Origin of the sequence: Streptomyces sp. NPDC051286, assembly GCF_044455345.1 — a bacterium.
Taxonomy (GTDB): Bacteria; Actinomycetota; Actinomycetes; order Streptomycetales; family Streptomycetaceae; genus Streptomyces.
The window spans coordinates 145,795-165,714 of the sequence record NZ_JBITER010000018.1; the positions used below are offsets into that span (position 1 = coordinate 145,795).

The 19,920-nt window shown below is 69.9% G+C and carries 16 protein-coding genes and 1 riboswitch; of the genes, 12 read left to right on the forward strand and 4 right to left on the reverse strand.

What is annotated here, in order from left to right; genetic code table 11:
• Window positions 1-235: 235 nt before the first annotated feature.
• The 6 genes from ACIBB8_RS20130 to ACIBB8_RS20155 all read left to right on the forward strand — a co-directional run bounded on the left by ACIBB8_RS20130 (window position 236) and on the right by ACIBB8_RS20155 (window position 11,761).
• Entirely contained in the window at window positions 236-4,429 is a 4,194-nt protein-coding gene (locus ACIBB8_RS20130) for a carboxypeptidase regulatory-like domain-containing protein (RefSeq protein WP_398953886.1), read from the forward strand.
• Between the two features lie 215 nt (window positions 4,430-4,644).
• A complete protein-coding gene (locus ACIBB8_RS20135; protein WP_398953888.1) occupies window positions 4,645-4,875 on the forward strand; it encodes a hypothetical protein in 231 nt (76 codons plus the stop codon).
• A 39-nt stretch (window positions 4,876-4,914) separates the two neighbouring features.
• Complete coding sequence (locus ACIBB8_RS20140; protein ID WP_398953890.1) at window positions 4,915-7,155, forward strand: plasmid pRiA4b ORF-3 family protein; 2,241 nt, start codon at window positions 4,915-4,917, stop codon at window positions 7,153-7,155.
• 126 nt (window positions 7,156-7,281) lie between these two features.
• The gene (locus tag ACIBB8_RS20145) at window positions 7,282-10,101 is read left to right on the forward strand and encodes an SNF2-related protein (protein WP_398953924.1); all 2,820 of its coding nucleotides are present in this window, start codon (window positions 7,282-7,284) and stop codon (window positions 10,099-10,101) included.
• Window positions 10,098-11,342 carry an SWIM zinc finger family protein gene (locus tag ACIBB8_RS20150; protein ID WP_398953892.1) on the forward strand — a complete coding sequence of 415 codons (1,245 nt, stop codon included), beginning with the start codon at window positions 10,098-10,100 and terminating at the stop codon, window positions 11,340-11,342. Before ACIBB8_RS20145 ends, ACIBB8_RS20150 begins: the two co-directional genes overlap by 4 nt.
• A 38-nt stretch (window positions 11,343-11,380) precedes the next feature.
• Entirely contained in the window at window positions 11,381-11,761 is a 381-nt protein-coding gene (locus ACIBB8_RS20155; protein WP_398953926.1) for a WHG domain-containing protein, read from the forward strand.
• A gap of 121 nt (window positions 11,762-11,882) precedes the next feature.
• Here the strand turns inward: ACIBB8_RS20155 and ACIBB8_RS20160 are convergent, their stop codons facing one another.
• A complete protein-coding gene (locus tag ACIBB8_RS20160; RefSeq protein ID WP_398953894.1) occupies window positions 11,883-12,848 on the reverse strand; it encodes a pirin family protein in 966 nt (321 codons plus the stop codon).
• Between the two features lie 165 nt (window positions 12,849-13,013).
• Here ACIBB8_RS20160 and ACIBB8_RS20165 point away from each other — a divergent pair, with 165 nt between their 5' ends.
• Window positions 13,014-13,370 (forward strand): tetratricopeptide repeat protein, encoded by a 357-nt coding sequence (locus ACIBB8_RS20165; RefSeq protein ID WP_398953896.1) that lies wholly within the window; start codon window positions 13,014-13,016, stop codon window positions 13,368-13,370.
• 395 nt (window positions 13,371-13,765) lie between these two features.
• Entirely contained in the window at window positions 13,766-14,320 is a 555-nt protein-coding gene (locus ACIBB8_RS20170; RefSeq protein WP_398953898.1) for a GNAT family N-acetyltransferase, read from the forward strand.
• A gap of 67 nt (window positions 14,321-14,387) precedes the next feature.
• Here the strand turns inward: ACIBB8_RS20170 and ACIBB8_RS20175 are convergent, their stop codons facing one another.
• Together ACIBB8_RS20175 and ACIBB8_RS20180 are read right to left on the reverse strand one after the other, a co-directional pair.
• The gene (locus ACIBB8_RS20175) at window positions 14,388-15,158 is read right to left on the reverse strand and encodes a CbtA family protein (RefSeq protein WP_398953900.1); all 771 of its coding nucleotides are present in this window, start codon (window positions 15,156-15,158) and stop codon (window positions 14,388-14,390) included.
• Between the two features lie 28 nt (window positions 15,159-15,186).
• Complete coding sequence (locus ACIBB8_RS20180) at window positions 15,187-15,405, reverse strand: CbtB-domain containing protein (RefSeq protein WP_398953902.1); 219 nt, start codon at window positions 15,403-15,405, stop codon at window positions 15,187-15,189.
• A 3-nt stretch (window positions 15,406-15,408) separates the two neighbouring features.
• Window positions 15,409-15,557: riboswitch (adenosylcobalamin (AdoCbl) riboswitch) on the reverse strand.
• 126 nt (window positions 15,558-15,683) lie between these two features.
• Here ACIBB8_RS20180 and ACIBB8_RS20185 point away from each other — a divergent pair.
• From ACIBB8_RS20185 to ACIBB8_RS20195, 3 genes are all read left to right on the forward strand, one after another.
• Complete coding sequence (locus tag ACIBB8_RS20185) at window positions 15,684-16,262, forward strand: histidine phosphatase family protein (RefSeq protein WP_398953904.1); 579 nt, start codon at window positions 15,684-15,686, stop codon at window positions 16,260-16,262.
• Between the two features lie 478 nt (window positions 16,263-16,740).
• Window positions 16,741-17,235, forward strand: coding sequence for an Asp23/Gls24 family envelope stress response protein (locus tag ACIBB8_RS20190; RefSeq protein ID WP_398953906.1), 495 nt, complete (start codon window positions 16,741-16,743; stop codon window positions 17,233-17,235).
• Between the two features lie 211 nt (window positions 17,236-17,446).
• Window positions 17,447-17,614 carry a hypothetical protein gene (locus tag ACIBB8_RS20195; RefSeq protein ID WP_398953929.1) on the forward strand — a complete coding sequence of 56 codons (168 nt, stop codon included), beginning with the start codon at window positions 17,447-17,449 and terminating at the stop codon, window positions 17,612-17,614.
• Between the two features lie 132 nt (window positions 17,615-17,746).
• Here ACIBB8_RS20195 and ACIBB8_RS20200 read toward each other — a convergent pair whose 3' ends face one another.
• Window positions 17,747-19,186, reverse strand: coding sequence for a dihydrolipoyl dehydrogenase family protein (locus ACIBB8_RS20200; protein WP_398953908.1), 1,440 nt, complete (start codon window positions 19,184-19,186; stop codon window positions 17,747-17,749).
• A gap of 116 nt (window positions 19,187-19,302) precedes the next feature.
• On the opposite strand from ACIBB8_RS20200, the gene trxA reads away from it, so the two are divergent.
• On the forward strand, window positions 19,303-19,674 hold the full coding sequence (gene trxA, locus ACIBB8_RS20205; RefSeq protein WP_398953910.1) for a thioredoxin: 372 nt from the start codon (window positions 19,303-19,305) through the stop codon (window positions 19,672-19,674).
• Window positions 19,675-19,920: the final 246 nt, after the last annotated feature.

Below are 19,920 nucleotides of genomic sequence, written 5' to 3' on the forward strand. Positions count from 1 at the left end.
GACGTGATCGCAGCAAACACCATCCGACCGAAAGAGCCCGAGCAAGGCCTCAAGCTTCCCCTGATCACGGACACCAGTCGGTACTAAAGCACGCCGGGAAGCGGAAACAAGTCGCAGCTGCACAAGTACGACTGAGCCGAGATCCGCCTGCTTAAGAATTCACGATTTTGGTTTGCATGTACCCAGAGGAGAGCTGTACGTGTCTCATCCCCCCTCCGTGCGACCATTCCGCCGCATGTCGCGTCCGGTCGCGTTGACCACGACGGTCGGACGTGTCTGCGCGCTGATCGTGGCGCTTGCTGTCGCCGCGCTCACGGTGATCGCTGTGCCGACCGCGGCCTCCGCCGCCGCCTCCGCCTCCACCTCCGCCTCCGCCTCCGCCAAGAACCCTGTCCCGACCACAAAAGCCGTCGACGCCAACTCGCCTGGCCAGCACCCTACTAATCAGGTGTGTGTCACGCCGTCAAAAGCTGGCGAGATGTCCTGTCTCGCCATGGTCCGCACCGATATCGTCGCGGCGAAGGGTCTCCAGGCTGATGCCGCTCCCGCCGGTTTCGGCCCCGTCGACCTGCAGAGCGCGTACAACCTGCCTTCTGGCGGATCCGCTGAGACGGTCGCGATCGTGGATGCGTTCGACAACCCGAACGCCGAGGCGGACCTGGCCGTCTACCGTCAGCAGTACGGACTGCCGCCCTGCACCACGGCCAACGGCTGCTTCAAGAAGATCGACCAGCGCGGCGGCACGAACTATCCGCCACCGGACGCCGGGTGGGCCGCGGAAATCGCACTCGATGTCGACATGGTCAGCGCGATATGCCCGACCTGCAAGATCCTGCTGGTCGAGGCCGACGACAGCAACGTGGACAACCTCGGTACGGCCGTGAACCAGGCGGTGGCCCAGGGCGCCAAGTTCGTCTCCAACAGTTACGGCGGCCGCGAAGGTTCCGATCAAACCCAGTCCGACAATGCCTATTTCAACCATCCCGGCGTCGCCATCACCGTCAGCACCGGTGACTTCGGTTACGGCGTCTCGTATCCGTCCTCGTCGCCGCATGTGACGGCGGTCGGTGGCACCTCGCTGGTCAAGAACGCCTCCACCAGCCGCGGTTGGACCGAGGCGGCGTGGAGGGGTGCGGGCAGTGGCTGCTCGGATTATGCGTCCAAGCCGTCGTTCCAGAAGGACACCGGCTGCGCGCGTCGTGCGGTCGCGGATGTGTCCGCGGTGGCGGACCCGAACACCGGTGTCGCGGTCTACCACGGCGGCTGGCAGGTCTTCGGCGGCACCAGCGCGTCCGCCCCGATCATCGCCTCGGCCTACGCGCTGGCCGGGACACCGGCGACGGGTTCGGCCCCGAACACCTACCCGTATGCCCAGCCGTCCGCGCTCAACGATGTGACGTCCGGAAGCAACGGCAGCTGCTGGCCTGCCGGCTACCTGTGCGCTGCGGGGCCGGGTTATGACGGGCCGACCGGCCTCGGCACTCCGAACGGGCTCGCCGCGTTCCGTTCCGGGCCGCAAGGCACTGTCACGGGCACCGTCACCGACGGCACGGCTCCGCTGGCGGCGGCCAAGGTCACCGTGGGTGACGTCACGGCGATGACGGACGGGCAGGGGCACTTCACCCTGACCGTGCCACCGGGAACGTATGACGTCAGCGCGAGCAAGTTCGGGTACGCCGGCAAGACCGTGCCGGGTGTCGCGATCGCTGACGGGAAGACGGTGACCGAAGACTTCGCGCTGACCGCGAAGCCGCGTGTCAACGTCATCGGAACGGTCCTTGACGGTTCCGGTCAGGGCTGGCCGCTGTATGCGACCGTGCGGGTCAAGGATGAGCCGACGGCGGTCGCCTACACCGACCCCAAGACGGGGAAGTACACCCTGAGCCTGCCCGCCGGGAACACGTACACTCTGCAGGTTGACCCGTTGTATCCGGGCTACAAGCAGGATTCTCGGGATGTTCAGGTGGGTTCGGCGGATGTGACGCATGACGTCAATGCATCGGTCGACCCGATGACCTGCAGCGCGGCCGGATACGGCTTCCACTACGCCGGTACCACCGAGTCGTTCAACGGCGGCACCACGCCGGCGGGCTGGACCGTCGATGACAAGGTCGGCAACGGTCAGACCTGGGTGTTCAACGATCGCGCCAGGCGCGGCAACAGGACCGGCGGGTCCGGCGGCTTCGCCACCGTCGACAGCAGCTACTACGGTTACGGAAACACCCAGGACACGTCGCTGATCAGCCCGGTTATGGACTTCAGCCAGCGAACCCACCCGTCCCTGATCTTCCGCACCGACTACTACGGCTTCGCGTTCGGCCAGACCGGGGACGTCGATTTCAGTGTCGACGGCGGCCAGACGTGGACCAACGTCTGGCACCACACCAAGGACAGCACCCGGGGGCCGCGGACCGAGGTCGTGGACCTGTCCCAGGCGGCCGGCAAGGCCGACGTCCAGGTACGGTTCCACCTCACCGCCAAGTGGGGGTGGTGGTGGCAGGTCGACGACGTCTTCCTCGGCGACCGCACCTGTGACCCGGTGGACGGCAGCCTGGTCGTCGGCCGGGTGACCGACAAGAACACCGGTGCCGGGCTCAACGGCGCCTCGGTGACCTCGGCTGACAAGCCCGCGGAGAAGACAACCTCGGCGGCGACGCCGAACGACCCGAAGCTGGGCGACGGCTTCTACTGGATGTTCTCCTCGCTCACCGGGGAGCACACGTTCTCCGCCACGGTGGGGAACTACTACGTCGCACAGGACATCACCGTCAACGTGGCCCCGAACCACGCAACTGACGGCACGTTCGCCCTGCCCGCACCCCGGATCGCGGTCAGTCCGGCCAAGCTCAGCAAGGCGGTCGCCTGGAAGGGCCAGGGCAGCTCCACCCTGACCTTGAAGAACACCGGAACAGCCCCGGTGACCGCCAAGATCGATGAGTTGCCGGGCGTCTACCAGCCCGCCGCGGCGCAGCAGGGCGCTCCGCTGCAGGAGGTGAAGGGAAACTACAGCCCCCTGCGGTTCCGGCCCGGCAAGACCACGCAGACGGCGACCGCCAAGCCCTCGGCGACGCCGTACGAGGCACCGTGGACGACGGTGCCCGACTACCCCGTCCCGATCATGGACAACGCCGTGGCGACCATCGACGGCAAGGTCTACTCAGTCGCCGGAGCCGACGGCACGCATATCCTCAGCAAGGCATACGTCTACCACCCAGGTGCCCAGGGGTGGAGTGCCCTGCCGAACCTGAGCGTCGCCCGGGAAGCGCCGCAGGCGGCCGCCTACGGCGGCAAGCTCTACGTCTTCGGCGGCTGGGGCGCGAACGGGAATCCGGTGGCCAAGACCGAGATCTACGACCCGCTGACCGGCGCCTGGTCCACCGGCGCCGACAACCCGAAGCCGTATGCCGGCGCCGCCGTGACCGTGCTGGGCGGCAAGATCTACATCGCCGGCGGCTGCGCGTCCGCCTGTGGCACGACGGACGTGCAGGTGTACGACCCGGCCACGAACTCCTGGAGTTCGAGCAAGGCCTACCCGGAGTCGATTTCCTGGCTCGGCTGCGGCGCCATCGCGAACAAGCTGTACTGCGCGGGCGGGTTGTCGGGAAGTACCACCACCAACCACGCCTACAGCTACGACCCGGCGTCCGGCAGCTGGACTCCCGTCGCCGACCTGCCGATCGACGTGTGGGGGATGGGCTACTCAGCGGCAAACGGCAAGCTCCTCGTGTCCGGCGGCGTGACCAACGGCTCCAGGACGCTCACCAACAAGGGCTCCGCCTACGACCCGGGTTCCAACACCTGGACCGCACTGCCCAACTCCAGCCGCACTTTCTACCGTGGTGGCTCCGCCTGCGGCTTCTATAAGATCGGAGGTAGTACCGGAAGCTTTGTCGCCTTTACGACCTCGGAGCTGCTGCCCGGCTTCGACCAGTGCGCTGACACCACCGATGTCCCCTGGCTGTCGGAGGACAAGACCGACGCGACGCTTCAGCCGGGCGAGAGCGTTGACGTCACCGTGAGCTTCGACGCGAACCTCGCCGAGATCACCCAGCCCGGCACGTTCACCGCGCAGCTCGTGATCAGCGCGAAGACCCCGTACGGGATCGCGCCGGTGCCGGTGACGTTCGTGGTGAACCCGCCCAAAACCTGGGGGAAGATCACCGGGACGGTCACCGGAACCGACTGCACCGGCATGCCGACGCCACTGGCCGGAGCAACCGTGAAGATCACCTCGAAGAAGACGGCGAGCTACACGCTGAAGACCGACCAGAACGGTCATTACTCGCTCTGGCTCGACGTCAGAAGCAACCCGCTCACGGTGACGGCGTCCAAGGACGGCTGGGCGTCGCAGACCGCATCGGCTGAGGTTGAGCCGCGCGAGGCGACCACGGCCGACTTCTCTCTCAAACCCGACCCCACCTGCACCTGATCTCACGCTCGTGCGGGCCGGGGCCCGGCCCGCACGAGCAGCTGACGGCCCCGCCACCGATCCGATGGCGGGGCCGTCATGCTCGGAGTACGTCGGCTTTACAGGAGAAGTCCCTGCGACGTCTGCCGGAGTCGCTGGACGAGTTGCACGGCCCGGCCCAGGGGGTTGTGGAGCTGCCGCTGCACCTCGCCTGCTCGGGGAGGACCGCGTACGACATGAGCAAGCCTCGGCAGCGCATGGGCCTGTATCGTGCCTTCCTGCACGAGGGCCTGCGCGACGACCTGCCCCGCTACCTCAACCAGGATCTGCTCCTCCGGGTGTGGCCGGTGCGGCGCACCCTGGTCGGTCGCACCGTGTGGGAGGACGCCTTTCCGCAGCTCGCCTCCCGGCAAAGGACGGTGGCCGCCACAACCGGGTTTGAGTTGGGCACACCGACAGCGCCATGATGGGGCCGTTCAAGTAGCCCCGGCACGGTGGAGCAGTACATGCGGCAAGACGGGAAGACGGCCCCGTCCGATCTCCAGCTGAAGATTGTGCTGCACGGCACGAGACCGCCCCTGTGGCGGCGCCTAGTGCTGCCGTCCGATACCTCGCTCGGGACACTGCACGATGCCATCCAGGTCGCCTTCGGATGGCACGGTGGCCATCTGCACCTCTTCACCGACGAGTTCGGCCGGGGGTACGGCGATGCGGCCCGACTCACCGACATCGATCTCGGCTTCGGCCGTGGGGTCGGCGACGAGGACGCCACCGCGCTCGGCGACGTGCTGGCCGAGGAGGGAGCACGGCTGCGCTACGTCTACGACTTCGGCGATGACTGGGAACACGGCATCACGCTGGAGAAGACACTGCCGCGCCCGGTCGGGGCGGAGCGGACAGTGCGCTGCGTCGGCGGGCGTCGCGCCGATGTACCGGCCGAGGACATCGGCGGCGTGTGGGGGCTGGCCGAGGTGCTGGAGTGTCTCGACACCCCCGACGGGGCCGGGGATGGCCCGTACGGTGAGTTTGTCGCCGAGCTGCGGGCGGCCGGTTACGATCCGGCGGCCTTCGACCGGGACGGGATCACCGCGAGGCTGACCCGGTTGACGCCGGACACGGTGTCCGGAAAAGCGAAGCCGCCCGCTGGTGATCGGGCCGGGCGCGGCGGTGTCCGACGGCTGACCGCCGAGAACGTGGCGTTGTGTACCTGCGGGCAGTGCGGGGTGGGCGATCCGGTCGATGCCGAAGTCGGCGGACCGGCCGAGGATGTGCCTGTGCTGCGCCCGGTGACCCTGGCTCCGCAGGAGGACCTTGTCGCTGCCGTGCGGGGTGTTCCGCTCTTCGACGCGGCGCTGCGGCTCGCCGCCTGGTGCCGCGAGGGACGACAGGTCACCGCCGGCCGGGTGCTGCGGCCCGCGCTCGCCCGTGAGGCCGTCGAGAAGCTCCAGCTGTGGAAGCTGGCCGGCGACGACTCGCCGTATGCCGACGCCGTCGCGCGGGCTCGCGCGTTGAAATCCCTGCGCAGCGCCAAGGACGTGGCCGTTCTCGATGATCCGTGGTGGCTCGCCGCGGATGGCGGGATGATCACGATCAGCGGGGGCCGCGCGTGGGGCTGCGCGACAACCGGCTTCGCCGACGCGGACCTTCTGGAGTTCTGGGCCGCCACGCTGGGCGATCTACTGGAGGAGATCGGTGAGACGGGGGTGCTGGACGGGTGGCACGGTGAGCTGGGCGAGCTGACGGCCGAGATCGCCGACGGACTGGTCGGCCTGCTGTACGACGCCCCGGACGACGCCTGGGTGGATGTCGAGGACCTGCGTGCGAAGGCCCGTGAGGTGGGCGAGAACGGGCCGGAGTTCGATCTCTTCCAGGCGCTGTTCGCGGCGTCCTTCCGGGAGCTCGGGAAAGGGCTCGCCCTGCTGGGCGCGGTGGAGTACGAGCCCGGTGACAGCGACGATTCGGCCGAGGAGACTCTGCACACGCTCCTCGCCATGGTCGGACAGGAGCTGGGCGGCGGTTCGGAAAGCTCGACGGCGGCGTCGGACCGGTCGTGGGACGACAAGCGCCGACACCGCATGCGGCTCACCCCACTCGGCCGCTACGGGCTCCGCGCCTACCTGATGGAGTGCGGTGTGCCCGCGCCCCTGCTCGGTGAGTACGCCGAAGCGGACGCCGACGCTCTGCTCCAGGGGCTCCTGGGCTACTCCCCGGAGGAGATGCGCCGGGAGGTCGAAGGGTGGCTGGAGCACCGCTCGGCAGTGGATGCCGCAGTTGGGCTGCTCGACGCATGCGCTGGAGACGGCTCCGAGGCAGCGGCGAAACGCGCCGTCGCCCAACTGGTGCTGGCCGACCTCGACGACCCCCGGGCACTGCGCGTGCTGCGCAAGGCAGCGGACTCCGACGTCGAGGGGTGCCGCCAGGTAGCCACCACGACCCTGGGCGCACGCCTTGAGGCAGAAGCACACATGGACCCGGCGCGGGCGGAGGAGGCCGGATTGTGGCTGCTCATCGACGGCCTGTCGGTCCTTGCCGGTGCTCAGAAGAGCGAGGAGCTGACCCGGGGCTTCCTGGAGAACTGGAACACGGCGCCGGAGGAACTCGAACAGCGGGTGGACGAGCTGTGGCGAGTGGAGCACCCAGCCACCGCCCACGTGCTCGCCGAACTGGGTGAGGGCCTGCGCGGTGTCGACAAGCGGCTGGCCAAACGCATGCGTACCGCGGCGAACAAGGCCCAGTCCCGCTGGTGACAGCAGGGTCGGAACCTGCTGGTGGACGAAGGCGCGGCGAAGGCCGCCTGGACGACGGTGAGGCGAAAGAGAGTGGCACGAGTCCTCGTACGGGAGCAGGGCACGGGCACGAGGAGCGTGCCACCACTGGCCGCACCGGAGTCGGCTGCCTGGGCGCGGGGCCTGCTCGACGGCGGCTGGGCGGCGGTGTTCCTGCCCGGCGAGCCTGCCCGCCTCGGCCGGTTGCTGCTCTGGCAGCCCGCCGGGGCAGCCGCCGCCGAGGGCATGGCACCCACGGGCGTCGAGACCGAGGCGGCGGAGCTCGTGCTGCCGCACGGCCGCTCGGTCAGGCGGCGCAGGGTGGAGGGTTACGCGCTGCCCGTCGCCCTCGCCGTTGCCGCGCTGTCCGGGGCACAGCCGCCGCATCCCTCCGCCACCGCCTGGCAGGCCGCCTGCCGCTTCGCGCTCCGGCTGCTCGCCGACGGCCGCCTCCACCCGGCCCTCACCCCCGCCGGCTACGACACCTGGCAGGCGGGCCCCTTCACCGCCGCCCAGCGGCAGACTCTGGACGCCCTCGCCGCCGCCTTCCCGCCCCACGCCCACTGCCTGCCCGAGCCCGGGCCCACACCGCTGCGGATCGCCGAACCAGCCGCGCTGGTACGCCAGTTCTGCGACGCGGTCGCCGACGAACTGGTCCGCACCCCTGCCGCTGCGCTCGCCGTGGGAGCCCTGCCGTACGCCTGGCGCGAGACGCGTTCCGTGCCCGCCCTGCGTGAGTGGGCCGAGGAGACCGCCGCCGCGTTCACCGCCGACGTCAGGGTCTCGCTGCGGGTCGACGTACCCGAGGGGCGACGTCGGCAGTTCCGGGCCGTCCTACAGTTGCACACCGCGGCGGATCCGGCGCTCGTCGTGGAGGCCGTACGGCTGTGGAGCGAACCGGCCGAAGTGGAGCGGCTGCTCGGCCCGCGCGCCGAGACCGAGACACTGCTCGCGCTGCGCCGCGGCGCCCGCGTCTGGTCACCGCTCGACCGGCTGCTGAAGGACGCGGCTCCGGACCAGTTGCGGCTGACCGACGACGAGGCCCTCGACCTGCTGGGCGACGCCACCGACACACTGCGCGCCGCCGGTATCGACGTGCACTGGCCACGCGAGCTGGTCAAGGCACTCACCGCGACCGCGGAGATCGGGCAACGCACCGCGCCTGGCTCCAGCGCGGCCGGCCTGCTCGACGCCGACACCCTCCTCGACTTCCGCTGGCAGCTCTCGCTCGGCGGCGACCCGCTCACCGAGGCCGAGATGGACGCCCTCGCCGAGGCTCGCCGCCCCCTCGTCCGGCTGCGCGACCAGTGGGTGGTCGCCGACCCGAAGCTTGTGGCCCGCGCCAGGCGTCGCAGGATGGAACCGCTCACTCCCATGGAGGCACTGGGCGCAGCGCTGACCGGCGAGGTGAAGCGGGACGGGGAGACCCTTCGCTGCGCACCGGTCGGAGCGCTCGCCGACCTCGTCGCCCGTATCCGCGACCCCGAATCCCGCACCCCCACCGCCCAGCCCGCCGCGCTCAAAGCCACCTTGCGCGACTACCAGAAGCGGGGCCTCGCCTGGCTTTCCGAGATGTGCGAGCTCGGCCTCGGCGGCTGTCTCGCCGACGACATGGGCTTGGGCAAGACCATCACCCTGCTCGCCCTGCATCTGCACCGCCAGACCGACCCCGCCACCGCTGGCCCCACGCTCGTCGTCTGCCCCACCTCCCTGCTCGGCAACTGGCAGCGCGAGGCGACCAGGTTCGCACCATCCATCCCCGTGCGCCGCTACCACGGTGGCGACCGCCACCTGAAGGACCTCGCCGACGACGAGATCGTCCTGGTCACCTACGGCGTCCTGCGCCGCGACCGGGAGACCCTCACCGACAACGCCTGGTCGCTGATCGCCGCCGACGAGGCCCAGCACATCAAGAACCCCTACGCCGTCACCGCCCGCGAGCTGCGCGCCCTGCCCGCCCGCGCCCGCGTCGCCCTCACCGGCACCCCCGTGGAGAACAACCTCTCCGAACTGTGGGCGCTCCTCGACTGGACCACCCCCGGACTCCTCGGCCCGCTCACGGCTTTCCGCGACCGGCACGCCCGAGCGATCGAGTCGGGCGAGGACCCGCGGGCCGCCGAACGGCTGTCCCGTCTCGTCCGCCCCTTCCTGCTGCGCCGCAGGAAGTCCGACCCGGGGATCGCGCCCGAACTGCCCGCCAAGACCGAAACCGACCGTGTCGTACCACTGACCGCCGAGCAGGCAAGTCTGTACGAGGCGGTGGTCCGCGAAACCATGGCGAAGATCGCCGAAGCCGAGGGCATCGCCCGCCGCGGCCTGATCCTGAAGCTCCTCACCGCGCTGAAGCAGATCTGCAACCACCCCGCCCAATACCTGCGCCAGTCCACACCGTTGCACGGCCGATCCGGCAAGCTCGACCTGCTCGACGAACTGATCGACACCATCACCGCCGAAGGCGAGTCGGTGCTGGTCTTCACACAGTACAAACAGATGGCGACCCTGCTGGAGAAGCACCTCGCGGAACGAGGCGTCCCCACCCTCTTCCTGCACGGCGGCACCCCCGTCACCGCGCGCGAGGAGATGGTGGATCGCTTCCAGCGCGGCGAGGTGCCGGTGTTCCTGCTCTCCCTGAAGGCCGCGGGCACCGGCCTCAACCTCACCCGCGCCACCCACGTCGTGCACTACGACCGCTGGTGGAACCCGGCGGTCGAGGACCAAGCCACCGACCGCGCCTATCGCATCGGCCAGGACAAGCCCGTACAGGTCCACAAACTCCTCGCGGAGGGGACCGTGGAGGACAGGGTGGCGAGGCTTCTCGAATCCAAGCGCGCGCTGGCCGACGCCGTGGTCGGCTCCGGTGAGGCTGCTCTGACCGAACTGTCCGACGCCGATCTCGCCGAACTCGTCGCTCTGGGAAGGCAGCCATGAGCCCCTCGATCCCCGGCCCGCGCCGCGCCCCCACCCGCGGCAGGCGTGCCTTCGCCGCGACCTGGTGGGGCCAGGCATGGGTGACGGCCCTGGAGGACTCCACCCTGGACTCGGGGCGCCTGTCCCGCGGACGCACCTACGCCCGCCAGGGCATGGTCGGCCCCGTCATCATCGCCCCCGGCCAGGTCAAGGCCGCCGTCCAGGGCAGTCGCCCCCGCCCCTACCGCTCCGCCGTCCACCTGCCCGTCCTCACCGACACCCAGTGGGACACCCTCCTCGACACCATCGCGGCCCGAGCCGGGCATCTCGCCGCCCTCCTCGACGGCGAGATGCCCGCCGAACTTGTGGACGATGCCCGACACGCCGATGTCCCCCTGCTCCCGCAGCCCACCGAACTCGACCCCGAATGCTCCTGCCCCGACTGGGGCTACCCCTGCAAACACGCCGCCGCGCTCTGCTATACCATCGCCTCCACCATCGACGCCGACCCCTTCGTAGTGTTCGCCCTGCGCGGCCGCGGACGGGAAGAGGTCCTCGCCCAGCTGCGCACACGCCGTACGGCCGCCCAGGCGACATCCATCCCACCGGCCCCATCCGGCCTCCCGGCCGCCGGCGCCTACGCAGCGTGGGCCACCCTGGCCGAACACACTCCGCCCGTTCCCGAACTCCCGGAGCCGGCCCCCCACACCGCCGCACTGCCCGCCGCCCCGCCACTCAGCGCCGGTCTGTCGACCACGGACCTGGAACGCCTCATGGCGGACACCGCCGCACGCGCCGCACGACTGCTCACGGGCGACACCACCAGCCTGCATGTGTCCCAGCATGAGGACGCGGCACGGATCGCCGCGAGCAACTGCGGCCCCGAGTGGTTCAACCGCCTCATCCAGAACACCGATGCCAAGCCGACCGCATTCACCCGCCTCACCCGCGCCTGGCGGTATGGCGGCCCAACCGGTATCACCGTCGCCGAACACCCCCACGCCCCCGACCCGACGGCGATGACAGCCGCCCGCACCGCCCTGACCGAGGCCCTCACCGAAATGACCACCACCCCGGTCGCCCTCAGGGCATGGCGCAACCGCCTCACGCTCACCGACCACCGCATCCAGCTGCGCCTGGGCCCCGACACCCGCTGGTACCCCTACCTCCAGCATGACGACGGCGACTGGTGGCCAGCAGCGCCGGCCGACCCCGACCCCGTCACGGCGCTGACCTCCGTCTGGCAGCAGACCGAGAGGTGACACGTACGACAGACCCGTGAACCGCAGAGCGCATCCTGCTGGCCGCCGAGGCGTACACACGCTTCGCCCTGGAACGCCCGCACCACTTCCGGCTGCTCGCCGAACCACCCGGCGACGCCGACTCGTTGGAGGGCATCGCCGACCTGGTCGACGAACAGAACGCCAAGCTCACCTCGGCGATCCGCGACGGCGTCGCCGACGGCTCCTTCAACCCCGACGTGGACCCCAGGTCCACCGCCTCCGCACCGTGGGCCCCGATGAACGGCATCCTCGGCCTGACCCGGCGAGCCGACCGGCTCCGCGTCGACCCGCAGGACATGGGCCGTATTCGACGCCATCGTGGCCGCGCTCACCCGCGGTCTCGACGCACGCTCCTGACCTTGCCGACCACCTCCGCAGTTTGCCCGTCAGCGCCGTGACGGCCGAACCATGCCATGGGGCGGACTGCGGGCGAGGACCGAGGCGGCCCTGGCCACAGATCCGGCGCAGCCACTTGCGCGGGATCCGGATCAGCGAGGGCGGCAGGACTGTCCCCGCGGGTCAGCGCACACGCCCCCGGGGCTTGAGGGACACCGGAGGGAGTTCGGGGGCGGACAGCGGACCTCCCCGGTAGCCCTTCACCTCGCCGAAGCGGGAACTGCCCATCCAGTCCTCGCGAGCCTGGGCGATCTCCTCGCTCGTACGGCCGATGAAGTTCCACCACATGACGATCTCCTCCTCGAAGGGCTCACCCCCGAGGAGCATCAGCCCCGCGTCGGAGTCGGCGCGCAGCGGGAGTTCGGTGCGGCCGCAGCCGAGGTAGAGCATCGATCCGGGCAGCAGGGGCACGCCGTCGACCTGCGCCTCGCCGGACATGGACAGCACGGCGTACTCGAAGTCCGGATCGAGCGGCAGGCGCGCCTCAGCGCCACGGGTCAGGGCGATGTCGGCGCCGACGATCGGGGTGTAGGTGGTGCCGGGCGAGGTGGCGCCGTCCAGCTCGCCGAGGATCACCGTGGCAGTGAGGCCGGGGGCGGTGACGGTCGGCAGGTCGGTGTGATGCTGGAAGTGCGGCTCGACCCGGCGGTGAGCGTCGGGCAGCGCAACCCAGAGCTGAGCGCCGTGCAGAAAACGAGCGTGCGGCTTCGGGCTCTCCTCGGAGTGGCTGATGGCCCGGCCGGATGTCATCAGTCCCAGTTCGCGCGGGCGGATCGTCTGCAGGCTCCCCAGGCTGTCGCGGTGAAGCACCTCGCCGTCATGGAGCCAGCTGACCGTCTGCAGGCCCATGTGGGGGTGGGGCGGTACCTGCATCCCGGGTTCGTCGGCGATGTCGTCGGGGCCGTAGTGATCGACGAAGGCCCAGGCTCCGACCATCCGGCGGCCGAGGTTGGGCAGCAGCCTGCGAACCTCGGTGGACTCGCCGAGCTGAACGTGACGCGGGGTGAGGAGTTCACGCACCGGGTCGGCGACGACAAAGCCCCGGCCGCCGCAGACGGAGAGTGCGGCCTGGCGATCGAGATTGCTCATGGCGCTCAACCTATTCCGGTGCAGGCGCGGGCGGTCGATACCCACGCCAAAAGTTTGGTGGAATGTTCAACCACAAGATGGTGTTGTGCAAGCTGAAAGCGGGCCACGCGAACGACTGGGCGCATGGCCCGACGGATCGCTCCAGGTCACGACCGAGGAGGACAAGTGAACGACACCTATTACGAGTTCGGTACGGCAGCCGACCGCTGGGACCGCGCCCGGATGTTCTTCGAGGCCAAGGAGTACCTGACCGCGGCGCGGATCCTGGGCGGACTGGTCGAGGAAGCGCCGGAGCAGGTCGCGCCGCGGCTGCTGCTGGCCCGCGCCTACTACCACTCGGCGCGGCTCGGCAAGGCCGAGACGGAGCTGCGGGCGGTGCTGGAGCGCGACCCGGTGGAGCACTACGCGCGGCTGATGCTCGGCCGCACCCTGGAGCGGCAGGGCCGGCAGGAGGAGGCGAAGCCTCATCTGCGGATGGCGGCGGCGATGTCCGGGGACTTCGGGGAGGACGTGAGCAGCTGAGACGGCGGGGCTTCGGGGGGTGGGACGCTGTCCGAAGGGGAAGCCCCGCCCTCCTTCCCGGCCGCTGGGGGGTCAAGGCTGTGGGCCCGGTCGGCGTACGCATGCCGACCGGGCCCACAGCTGCGGACGGACCGTGTCCACGTGCGTCGGCCTGGGATGAGCCGCCTGCGTCGGCCGGGGCCCGTGATGCGGTACGTCGCCCCGCACTGGGCGTCGTCAAGAAGCGCGCACCGACACGGCGACCATGCCCCGCTCATGAAGGGGTACGCGCGGATCGGATCGGCCCACTCCACGTATCAGCGGTACCCAGCCCTGCTACCCACTCCTTCCGGTAGCAAAAAGACTCCGATAATTCTGGTGCGCCGAAGCTCGCCGCCGTGATAGTCCGACGAGTCATGGGAGATCTTCTGACACCTCGACTCGTACTCCACCCGCTGAGTCCCGCAGAGGCGGAGAACATAGTGGCCCGCCGTCCGGGGCCGGGTGCCCTATGGGCACCGGAGTACCCCACCGACGGCGACGCTGCCGGGGCCAGGCATTTCTTGGAACACTGCGCCGACACCGGCAACCCCCAGCCGTTCGGCGCCTACGAGATCCGCCTCCGCCAGGACGGACACGCCATAGGCGGAGTGGGCTTTCACGGCGCTCCGAACGCGGAGGGGCAGGTGACGATCGGCTACGGCCTGATCCCTGCGGCACGCGGCAAGGGGTACGCCTCCGAGGCGCTGCGGGCACTGCTGGAGTTCGCCCGCGACGAGGGCATCGCCGCCGTGAACGGTGACGCCGACCTCGACAACATCGCGTCCCAGCGCGTCATGGTGGCGGCAGGCATGCGCTTCGTCAGGGCGGACGACCGGGTGAAGTACTTCCTGATCGACTGGTCGGAGGCATCGGAAACAGCGGATGCGACGGGCATGGCTGAAGCAACCGACGCGACGGACGCCGCATAGACGGCAGAACCCGCCGGGATGCCCCGGCGGGTTCTGCCGTCATACGGCCGACGAGTCGGCCTGCGCCTCAGCTCGCAGCGGCGGCAGCGTGGGACGTGGTACCGCCCCCGGCCGTCACTGCGCCGGCCTTGGGCACCAGCAGCCGCTCGGTCAGATAACCGAAGACCAGACCGAAAGTAGTCCACAGCGTGGCCTGAACGGCGAGGGTGGCGAGGCGGAACTCCCACAGCAGACTGGCCGGGAAGTCCTTGCCGACCTCGTTGAACGAGGGCAGGAAGGCGTAGGCCAGCCCGATGACGAACACATAGGCGGCGGACGCGGCAATGGACGCGTTCCAGTTGCCCAGGCGGGAAGCCAGCCGCTTGCCGAAGATGACGGCAGCGACAGCGAGCAGCACGCTGAGGGCGACCATCAGGAAGAACAGGGTGGTGCGTTGGCCGATCGTGTCGGGGTTTCCGACAGCCGGCGGATTGGCCGGGTATTTGAGGAACGGCACGACATACACGGTCAGCAGGGCGCCGAACGCGATCAATGCGGCCGTGGCCCTCGGGCCGAACCTGCCGATGCGGCCGAGGGCGTAGCAGAAGACCAGAGCGGCGATGCCGCCGATCGCCACGCCGAAGACCAGGACACCGGTGGCGAGACCCGCGGTGGACTGCATGGTGCGGCTGACGAGTTCCTCGCCGCCGTGCTCGTGGCTGTGAGACTCTTCGAGCGCGATCGCCGCGTCCACCCGGGATTCACCGAGGAAGTAGGCGACGGCAAGAGCGAGCGCGCCGGCGGCAAGTCCGGCCAGCATGCCGCGAACGAGCAGCGCTCTGACAGATATGGAGTTCATGAGCGGTTCCCCTGAGGTGCGCAGCGTGTCAGTGGCAGGGGAAACCGAGCAGGTGGCGACCGTCGTGAACCCACTCGTGGACACCTTCGCCGGAGACGACAGCGGTGGCACCCTGCTCGGCGCCGACGAAGTACAGCAGGACGAGCATGAGGATGCCGAAGAAGACCGCCCACGGGGCAATGGCCTTCAGCGAGATGGGGGTGATGGCGGGTGTGGCGACGGTTGCGGGGGCAGCAGTCTGTGCCATGGCAGTACCTCCTGAGGGAACACGCGTCCCGATCGTGGTGCCTGAGACGACAGTGCCGGGTCTGACTTCCCGCAGGGGTGCGGGTTCACAGTGGCGCGACCGTGCCGGATTCTCACCGGACTTCCGTCACACCGTCGTCATGTTCGTCGCGACCATACCGCCTGCAGGCATGCGCCGCCATGGCGCCATCTGCGGGGCCGGCAGGCCCGGACGCCATGGTGTGCTTACCCGAAAGGCCACAGTTCAGGGAGTTGACACCGGTGTTGACGGTACAAGTGATGTTGATCTCACCGGCGCTCAATGCGGCGCTGCGTGAAGCCCGTTTCGACGGTGACGCCCCGCTCGACGCGTCCGGTGTCCGGCGGGCGCGTGCGGCCGCTGCCACAGTGCCTGCCGCCGATCGCCGCGTGTGCGGAGCGGACGAGCGGTGCGCCGGTACCGCCGAGGCGTTGGGGCTGCGGTCCAAGCCCGAACCGACCCTCCGAGGCTGGGACTTGGGGCGCTGGAGCGGGCAGCGGCTGGCGGAAGTGAGCGAGGCCGAGCCGGAGGCGGTGTCTGCCTGGCTGTCCGACCCTTCGGCGGCACCGCACGGCGGCGAGTCGCTGCTGGACCTGTGTGCGCGGGCGGGCGGCTGGCTGGACTCGTTGCATCGGGACGGCGCCGGGGACGGCCGCGTGATCGCCGTGGTCGAACCCGCGGTGGTGCGCGCCGCGATCGTGCATGCGCTGGGTCTTCCGCCGCAGGCGTTCTGGCGGTTGGACGTCGCCCCGTTGACACTGACGGAGCTCAGTGGCCGGTCCGGCCGCTGGAACCTGCGCTGTGGGCGGTCACTGAGCACCGGAACCGACGCCCCGTAACCCGGCGTCGGCGTCCACCGCCGGACCGGCCCGCCCCGCCGGTGACGTCAGGCCACGGCATCCCCGACGACCGGTCCGGCTGTCCGGGTTCGTCGACGGAGCGACCGAAGCGGTCGTGGAGGCGGAGCCCAGGTAGGTGTACGCCCCCCGAGGTTCGCCACCTGCGGCAGGAAGACCACGATCAGAGTGTGGCGCAGCAGCCGTTCCGCTGGACGGAGAACACCGCACCGAACCGCAACGGCCCTGCCAACGGTGCATCGTTGGGCCGGCCTTTCGTCTGCGGTGACCAGCGCAGCGGACAGACGGTGGGCGGGCGAGCGATTTCCGTGACGAACCGCGGAATCCCACCCTTCCCCTCCGCGGTGGAGCCGCCCGTGGGTCCGCCCACATGCCCCTACCGCCCGAGCAATGTTGACAAATGGTACGTAAACTGGCCAAGGCGTTCGAATCCACCTTCTCTTCGGAAGGGCGACCGACCATGACCGATCAAACGCAGGTGAACCGGCCCGAGACCACCCGCCCGCAACCCGAGGTCACGCACGGAGCAGGACCGCACGGCGGAAACCGCAGAACGGAACCCGGGTCGCGGGGCCGAACCACGATCGCCGACGGCGTGGTGGCGAAGATCGCCGGGCTGGCAGCCCGGGGCGTGCCTGGGGTTCAGGGCATGGGAGGGGGATTCGCCCGCGGTATGGGGGCCGTGCGGGAGCGGGTGCCCGGAGCGGGAGGTCAGTCCGTCACCAGCGGTGTCAAGGTCGAGGTCGGCGAGGTCCAGACGGCGGTCGACCTGTCGATCGTCGTCGAATACGGATACGCGATCGTCGAGCTCACGGGCGAGGTCCGGACCGAGGTGATCGCCGCCATTGAGCGGATGACCGGTCTGGAGGTCGTGGAGGTCAACATCTTGGTGAGCGACGTGAAGCTGCCCGAGGAGGAAGAGGAACAGCAGGTGCTGGAGAGGCGGGTCGCATAGCGGTTCGCCGGACCGGATCGCGCCTGGTCGAGGGGGGTCCGCTTGCCGTGTCGTCGGCCTGAGACCCCGCCTGTCTCACGAGGTCCGACGAGCTGTCCGAGGCCCCAGTCGGCCACTGCCCGGCGGCCCGGGACGGCAGTACGAGCGACAGCAGTCGTCGGCGACGCCGAGATACGCCGTCCGGCGCATACTCGAAGGTGGCCCTGAAAGATTGGGGGACGCAATGATCGTCCTCGGAGTCATTCTGCTCCTGCTCGGCATGGTGGCCGGGATTTCCTTCGTGTGGACCATCGGCGTCGCCCTCGTGCTGATCGGTGCGGTCCTCTGGACTCTCGGTGCTGTCGGCCGCGGGATCGGGGGGCGGCGCCACTACTGGTGAGAGCCGGAAAACGCATCGCCCCGTGAGCTCACCGGTACTTCGCCGGTGCAGCCGCGGGGGACGACGGACCCCGTCGGCGTGTCCCGTCGTCCCTCGGAGGGACGACGGGACACGCCGACGCATCGGCTGTACTCAGCCGCGGTACGCCTCCAGCAGGCGCAGCCACACTTCGCTGATCGTCGGATAGGCGGGGACCGCGTGCCAGAGCCGGTCGATGGGGACCTCGCCCGCAACGGCGACCGTCGCCGAGTGCAGCAGCTCGCCGATGCCGGGGCCGACGAAGGTGACGCCGAGTACGATCTCGCGGTCGAGGTCGACGATCATGCGGGCGCGGCCCCGGTAGCCGTCCGCGTACAGTCCGGAGCCGGCGACGGCGGCGAGGTCGTAGTCGACGGCGCGGACGCGGTGGCCGGCGCGCTCGGCCGCGGCGAGGGTGAGCCCGACGGATGCGGCCTCCGGGTCGGTGAAGACGACCTGGGGGACGGCCGCGTGGTCGGCGGTGGCGGCGTGTGCGCCCCAGCGGCCGGTCGCCGGCGGCGCGCCGCCCTGAGCGCGGGCGGCGATCGCGGCACCCGCGATGCGGGCCTGGTACTTGCCCTGGTGGGTGAGGAGCGCCCGGTGATTGACGTCGCCGACTGCGTACAACCAGTTGCTGCCCTCAACGCGGCAGCTGTCGTCGACCTCGAGCCAGGATCCGGGCTTCAGATCCACCGTCTCCAGGCCGAGGTCGTCGGTGCGCGGGGCACGGCCGGTGGCGAAGAGGATCTCGTCGGTCTCGATGCGCTCGCCGTTGTCCAGTTCCACGGTGACCGGTCCGTCGGGGCCGGCACGCCGCACGGAAGTGGCCGAGGCGCCCATACGGATGTCGGCTCCGGCCTCGGTGAGGGCCTCGGCGACCAGCTCGCCCGCGAACGGCTCCATCTTCGGCAGCAGCCCCTTGCCGCGGATCAGCATCGTGACCTGCGCGCCGAGAGCCTGCCAGACGGTGGCCATCTCCACGCCGACGACTCCCCCGCCGACGATCACCAATCGGCCCGGCACCTCCTTGGCGCTCGTCGCCTCGCGGCTGGTCCAGGGGCGGGCATCGGCGACTCCGGGAAGGGCGGGAACGACGGCGCCGCTGCCGGTGCAGACGGCGACGGCGTGCCGGGCGGTCAGCCGGTGTTCGGAGCCGTCAGGGCCTGTGACGGAGACCTCCTTCGTGCCGGTCAGACGTCCCTGACCCCGGTAGACGTCCGCGCCGATCCCCTCCAGCCAGGCGACCTGTCCGTCGTCCTTCCAGTGCGAGGCGTACTCGTCACGGTGGGCGAGGACGGCCGCCGTGTCCAGGGGCCCCTGGACCGCCGCGCTGAGTCCGGGGACCTTGCGCGCGTCGGCGCGGGCCACGACCGGGCGCAGCAGCGCCTTGCTGGGCATGCACGCCCAGTACGAACACTCGCCGCCGACGAGCTCTCTCTCGACGACCGCCGTGGACAGTCCAGCGGCCCGGGTTCGATCCGCCACGTTCTCACCCACAGGTCCCGCACCGATCACCACGACGTCGTACACGGCATTCTCCACAGCATCTGTCATGGGGACAGTCTGGCCGTGGGTGTGAGCCGTGGCCACATGGGCAGCCGGAATAGCGCGGAACCGGGCACGGTTGTGCCGGACACGTCCGAACGGGCACAGGAAGAGGTAACGAGAGCATGAGCACCGTAGAGCTCACCAAGGAAAACTTCGATCAGGTAGTCAGCGAGAACGAGTTCGTCCTGATCGACTTCTGGGCTTCCTGGTGTGGCCCGTGTCGGCAGTTCGCGCCGGTGTACGACGCGGCGTCCGAGCGCCACGCCGACCTGGTCTTCGCCAAGGTCGACACAGAGGCGCAGCAGGAGCTGGCGGCGGCCTTCGAGATCCGGTCCATTCCGACCCTGATGATCGTCCGGGACAATGTGGCGGTGTTCTCCCAGCCGGGGGCCCTGCCGGAGACGGCTCTCGAGGATGTCATCGGGCAGGCCCGCAAGCTGGACATGGACGAGGTCCGCAGGTCCATCGAGGACCAGCAGAAGGCACCGAAGTAGGCGGCGCGCGGGCGACGGTGACGGGGCCCGGCCAGTTCGGCCGGGCCCCTTCGGTGTCCGGATATCCCTGGGGGTGGGCACCCTCAGGGATATCCGGACTGAACGCCGTTGGCTAGGGCGTGTTTCGAAAGTAGCGCCGTCCGCCCGCAGAGCGGGCCTGGCGGCGTCTGGTGCGTGCGATCGCAAGGCGGAGGGTCGCCCCGATACTGGGCGTATCGGGGCGAGCCCGACAACGCAGCGAGCGTG